The organism is Mucilaginibacter sp., from assembly GCF_028288105.1.
GTDB lineage: Bacteria > Bacteroidota > Bacteroidia > Sphingobacteriales > Sphingobacteriaceae > Mucilaginibacter.
Window position 1 is genome coordinate 1 of the sequence record NZ_JAQBOI010000329.1, and the last position, 4,370, is coordinate 4,370.

The following is a 4,370-nucleotide window of genomic DNA, read 5'->3' on the forward strand; positions in this document are numbered from 1 at the left end:
GAACAGCACTCAAGCTGTCATTGGCGCTAATTTTACTATCGGCAGCAATCTGCTTTAATTCGTTACCGGCATCGGTATGGTCGGCTATCATCATTTTTGCAAATTTGATCACCTCGCTATTTTGGGAATTTTTTAATGCCAGTTGAGATATTTTAACCTCTGCTGCACCAGCTTCTGCAGCCGCATTTACAAATGTAAGCCCGCTATCATCAATTTTGTTAAAGTTTCTACCTTTCCTATCGGTACAGGCCTGTACAGCCAGCAACGTTACCAATGTTAACGCAATGCAAAATCCTTTCATCGTAAATGTTAAGTTTATACTACTTACGTAACAAGATTTTTCACATTCTGTTTACAAAAAGGGATTTATAAACATGATTAAATACCGCGCGATAGCAAAATATTAAAAGCCCTCTCCTTTTAGAGAGGGCTGAGTGAGGCTACGCCAAATTTCTGCCGGCATTTACAATACCATACACGGTACGTATAACCAGTTTGTTATAAATACCTATCAGTTCCTCGTCATCAGTATTGTTTAGGCATTGCAGCGCATAATGTTGTATAATAACCAGCGGCAATACAATCTTCTCGCGTACGGCTATTGAGCGGCGCTCTACCGGGTACTCTTCCATTAAAACTTTAGTACCGGTAAGTTCCAGCAACATATCTCTGGTTAGTTCAAATTCAGCTTTAAGGTCTTTCCAAAACTTTTTGAACTTGGCATCTTTCTCCATGTATGCCGTTACCCTAAAGTCAGATTTCGACATAGACATCATGCAATTATCCAGCATGGTTTTAAAGAAACCGGAGTTTTGGTAAAGCTCTTTCACTTCTTCCCAGCTGCCGTTATCCTTCATTTTCTTTAAAGCTGTGCCTACGCCGTAAAAACCGGGTATATTTTGTTTTAACTGGCTCCACGATGTTACAAAGCTTATGGCACGCAGATCTTCCAGTTTTAACTTGGCACCTGCATTACGCTTGGTTGGCCTGCTGCTGATATTGATCTGCGAAAGCAATTTCAGCGGACTAAACTTCTCCAGGTATTCTACAAACAGCGGGTGCTCGCGCAATGCCAGGAACAATGTGTGGCTTTCTTCGGCCATTTCGGCTATAAGCGCCTTGTGCCCGTTATCAAGCAGATCGTTATGATTTGGATGCAGGGCAGATATAATGCCCGCGTTTATCAATTGCTCGGTATTAAACCTCGCCGTTTCAACCGAACCATATTGCGAGCTTACCGTTTGCCCCTGTATAGTTAGCTGGATATGATCGTTAGCTATCTCTTTACCCATTGATGCATAAAAACGGTGCGTTTTACCACCACCACGGGCCGGCGGGCCACCCCTGCCGTCAAAAAAGGCCAGGTCAATATTATGTTTGCGGGCCATGGCGGTCAATTCAACCTTGGCTTTGTAGATGCTCCAGTTGGCCATCAGATAGCCGCCATCTTTGGTACTATCGCTAAAGCCCAGCATAATGGTTTGCCTGTTGCCGCGTTTTTTTAGGTGCGATTTGTAGAATGGATGGGTGTATAATTTCTCCATCACTTCGCTTGCCTTTTTCAAATCGTTAACGGTTTCAAACAAAGGCATAAAATCAACACTCAGTTTATCTTTTTCCCAGCCGCTCCATAAAAACAGATTAATAAGCTGTAAAATATCTGATGCTTCCTGGCAGTTGCTGATAATAAAACGCTGGCATCCTTTTTCGCCGTTGGTATGCTGAATATCCTTCATTAACCTGATAGTATCCAGCGTATCGCGGGTAAGGCTATCGGCAGTGGCGGGGCATTTAAAATCGGCCTGGTTAAACGGAATGCTTTTTATTTTGGCGTCTTCGCTTTGCTCAGCATAATTTTTTGGAACACCGGTGTAAACTTTTTCGGTAGTGTATTTAAACACGTCACGCAACACACGGCTATCCTGCCTAATATCCAGCGTAGCAAAGTACGAACCGAACAACTGTACCTTTTGTATCAGGTTATCTACGATAGATACAAACAAGCTGTCGTGATCGGTCACCAATGTTTGGTGCATTGATTTTAGAAGTTTTAGCAACTCCGGCTGCAGATCTTTAGGGTTAGTTTGTGTGTTAAAGGCATTATCATAAAGCAATACTTCCAGCTTGCTAATAGTATCGGCAAAACCCCTGAAGGTAATACGGCGTTTCAGGTTCCTGAAATCGCGGTAGTAGCAACGGTAAATTACCTGCCTTAATAAGGTGGCTACCGAACGTGTGGTTTCGGTGGTCACATTAGGGTTACCATCCCTATCGCCACCCGGCCAAAAGCCAAGTTCCAATACCTGCCTGTTACCTTCTATATCAAACTCTTCTTCGAGTTTTGATTGTATGCCCGATAAGGCATGGTAAAATATATTCTCCAGAAACCAAACCAAACTAACCGCCTCATCAACAGGTGTTGGCGAAGTTTTATTAAAGAAAGGCGTTTTACCTAATTGCTGTAACAAACCATCTATTGAAGGGATATCGTTGGTTTTTAAGGCCTCTATAAGGTCTGTCATTATACCCAGAACGGTACCCGGGTAAAACTGTGTAGGGTGCGCTGTAAGCACCAGGCGTAACGAAAATTCTTTTAATTGTTTACTAATATTAGCTCTTGTCTGCTCGTTTTGCGATGCCTGCTGAACCATGCTTTGCAGGGTGCCGGTATCGTCAACGCGGCCTACTTTGCTGAAAGAGGAATCCTCGATAGCATCAAACAAAACCACCTGGCGTTCAATATATTGTATAAACCTAAATAAACGGTTTATTTGCTCCCGGTTATCAATGCCGGGTACATATTTTTTGAAGAACGACTCGATAATTTCTGTAGGGGAAGCTTGGTCTGCCGCCCCTTTATCGCAATGCGAACTAAAAAACGGAAGCAATATACCAGTGTCCTTTACCTGATAAAAAGGCAGCGTTTGAAACAAACTGTTATATAACTCAAAGCGTTTAACAACTTCGTGATTAAATATAGATTCTTTTTGACTGAGCCTTAATGTAGATGGCATAATTTAACAGGTTTACAAATATGATAGGAAACAATAACGGCGTGAATTTAACTATCTAAAATTAAATTACGTTAAAAACTAATAAATTAATAACGGTTTGTACATTTTAATGCAATTATTGTTATTGCAAAACAGTAAACGGTTTATTTGTTTAATTTTGCAAATCAAAATCATCGCCCAATAATTAGTAAATGAACAACCATAAAAGAGAAATAAAAAGCTTTTTTTACAGCCAGTATTTTTCTGACGGGTTGCGCATGTCTATCGGTATTTTGGTACCCTCATTAGTGATGATGCAGTTGGGCAACTTCGATCTGGGGCTTACCATGTCGCTGGGCGCGCTTTGCATTTGTACTATTGACGGGCCGGGGCCTATTTCGCATAAACGTAACGCTATGGCTGTAGGCAACTTATGTTTGCTTGTTGTAGCTTTTATTACAGGTTACGCCCGCCTCAGCGTTTATACCCTCGGATTAGAGATAACCGTTTTCTCCTTCCTTTTTTCTATGCTTATCGTTTACGGTAACCGCGCTGCATCTATAGGTACATCAGCTTTGCTGGTGATGATATTTATGATGGATAAGGCAGTGCCGCCACCGCAACTGCCCATGTTTTGCCTAACCATTTTGGCCGGTGGTTTATGGTATATGATATTCAGCCTGGTATTTTTTGGCATACGCCCCTTCCGTGCCGCACAGCAGATACTGGGCGAAAATGTTGCCGATATCGCCCGTTTCCTGCGGATAAAGGCCGATTTTTATATCCACACAACAGATATTGACGAAAATTACCGCAAACTGGTGTTACAGCAGATCCAGGTAAGCAATCATCAGGATGCCGTTAGAGAGATCCTTTTTAAAAGCCGCCTGCTGGTAAAGGAATCTACCGCGGCCAGCAGGATATTGGTGCTTACCTTTATTGACCTGGTAGATATGTTTGAGCAGATAATGGCTACCCACTACGACTACTCCTACATTCGCGAAAAATTTGAAAGCACCGGCGTTTTAAAAGACATAGCCGATTTTCTGCATCATGTAGCAGACGATCTGGACAACATAGGCTTTGCCGTACTGGCCAACACACGCCCCGAAAAGCTGAGCAATTTGGAGTTGCACCTGGAGTATTTAAAACAAAGAATTGATGCCATAGGTACCGATGATAAGGAAACAAGTAATCTTGTTTTAAAGAAGATCCTGATCAATTTGAGAGATTTGAGCAAGAGTATATCTAACCTTTATAAATACTATCACTCTAAAGCGTCAGATAGTTTAGTGCAGGGCCCAACCGGTGTAGAGTATTCAAAGTTTGTAGCTCAGCAAGATTACGCGCCACATGTATTTTTTGATAATCTAACAT

Annotated in this window: 3 protein-coding genes; 1 reads left to right on the forward strand and 2 read right to left on the reverse strand. The window is 42.0% G+C overall.

From position 1 onward, the window contains the following. Both JWQ85_RS21710 and JWQ85_RS21715 read right to left on the reverse strand, forming a co-directional pair. Nucleotides 1-301, reverse strand: a 301-nt coding sequence (locus tag JWQ85_RS21710; RefSeq protein WP_299471756.1) for a DUF4142 domain-containing protein, incomplete at its 3' end; no start/stop codon positions are given. A gap of 139 nt (nucleotides 302-440) precedes the next feature. Continuing rightward, nucleotides 441-3,014 carry a phosphoenolpyruvate carboxylase gene (locus JWQ85_RS21715; RefSeq protein ID WP_299471758.1) on the reverse strand — a complete coding sequence of 858 codons (2,574 nt, stop codon included), beginning with the start codon at nucleotides 3,012-3,014 and terminating at the stop codon, nucleotides 441-443. Between the two features lie 191 nt (nucleotides 3,015-3,205). Here JWQ85_RS21715 and JWQ85_RS21720 point away from each other — a divergent pair. Next, nucleotides 3,206-4,370 (forward strand): FUSC family membrane protein (locus JWQ85_RS21720; protein WP_299471761.1); only part of this gene is annotated, 1,165 nt, incomplete at its 3' end.

What these genes read in the sequence shown, in the direction of transcription:
- JWQ85_RS21715 (WP_299471758.1), bottom strand. Translation starts at nt 3,014, where the DNA reads ATGCCATCTACATTAAGGCTCAGTCAAAAAGAATCTATATTTAATCAC.